1 protein-coding gene and 1 pseudogene are annotated in these 1,212 nt (G+C 51.1%); one reads left to right on the forward strand and one right to left on the reverse strand.

What is annotated here, in order from left to right:
- Positions 1 to 149 precede the first annotated feature (149 nt).
- Positions 150 to 506: a hypothetical protein gene (locus tag NZN28_RS14450; RefSeq protein ID WP_295399345.1), complete on the forward strand. Its 357-nt coding sequence runs from the start codon at positions 150 to 152 to the stop codon at positions 504 to 506.
- 160 nt (positions 507 to 666) lie between these two features.
- Here NZN28_RS14450 and NZN28_RS14455 read toward each other — a convergent pair.
- Positions 667 to 771, reverse strand: a pseudogene (locus NZN28_RS14455) (IS5/IS1182 family transposase); the annotation flags it as partial.
- Positions 772 to 1,212 lie beyond the last annotated feature (441 nt).

Genomic DNA, 1,212 nt, shown 5'->3' on the forward strand with positions numbered 1-1,212 from the left:
GTTCTTGCCATCGCGGGGCTTGTACTTGCCACTGCAGGACTTTCTGCATGTTTTATACCTTTTTCTCCTTGGTGTGCTGCAGCGCTTGCAGCATATGGAGTTGCGCTGCAAGCCTATAATCGAGTTATGAGAGCCAAAGGATGCATTCCATGAATCCGGATAACCAGAAAATTGGGGGGTTGCTCATGGAAAGCAAATCACAACAAGGCTTTACTCCGAGACAAAAAGTACTACTTTTGCTGATCAGGTTCATATATGGTCTTTCCGGAAGCCTACTCATCGTTCCGGCTTTTGGTAGATGGCAAGCCAGTGGATTTCAGCTTGATAACCCCGCTATGCTCTTTACTGCATTTGCAGCGCTCCTATTACTTATGGCGTTTTCAGGATTTCACCAAGCCATCGCTAAGCAGCATAGTGATATTGCAGATTTCATCCTGAGTGGTTTTTTGCTGCTTGGAATCATATTCCTCGGGGCGGTTTTTTACTGGGTTTTTCGCGTGCCCTAATGTTTCATTTGACCAAGTCAGGCCAGCAGTATGGGATGCGTTTACTGGACTATTGAAGGGGTGGACATGAGCACGGCAAGACAATAGAGTTCCTGCGGAAGTCGAGTATCGCGTCCAGAGGGACATTAGCTAGACAGCGGGTTGAGTTTTTCCTGGCACCATCGCGGTTGTAGATAGCCGCGCTGAGGTTGACCCGAAGCCCCAAGCGTTGCCTGCGGTTACGGTAAGGGCCAGCCAAAATGCGAAAGACCTTGAACCTACGAATTTGCAGATGTGTTTGCTGGAAAATTGCCCTTTGCCATAGGGGTTTCAACCCTTGAGTTTCTTTGGTTTTTGTTTGCGCCGGTTATGGCCTTGCAATCGCTCTTTGGGGTCAACCGCAAACTTATAGCGGCCCGGCCCGAACTAACCGGGTTTGTGTACTGGAGTTACTTCCTTCTGGGCATGGTTTTTTTGGCTATTTCCATCTTCTTCGTTTTCCTGAAGCCCTCTTACTACATACAGCCGTCTCCATGATCCTTGCTGGACGCAATGGTATTCAACGGGGTGGTGTAGCGACTGTTCTAACTGGGTACCATGAGGCATGCCCTTCACCATCCGCCCCTATGCGCCCGCCGACCAGCCCCACCTTTACCGCGTCTGCCTGCTCACCGGCGACAGCGGGGCTGATGCCAGCGGGCTGTACCGCGACCCCGACCTGCTGGGC

The sequence above is a fragment of the Meiothermus sp. genome, assembly GCF_025056915.1.
In the GTDB taxonomy this organism is placed as follows: Bacteria; Deinococcota; Deinococci; order Deinococcales; family Thermaceae; genus Meiothermus.

What these genes read in the sequence shown, in the direction of transcription:
- NZN28_RS14450 (WP_295399345.1), top strand. Translation starts at nt 150, where the DNA reads ATGAATCCGGATAACCAGAAAATTGGGGGGTTGCTCATGGAAAGCAAA.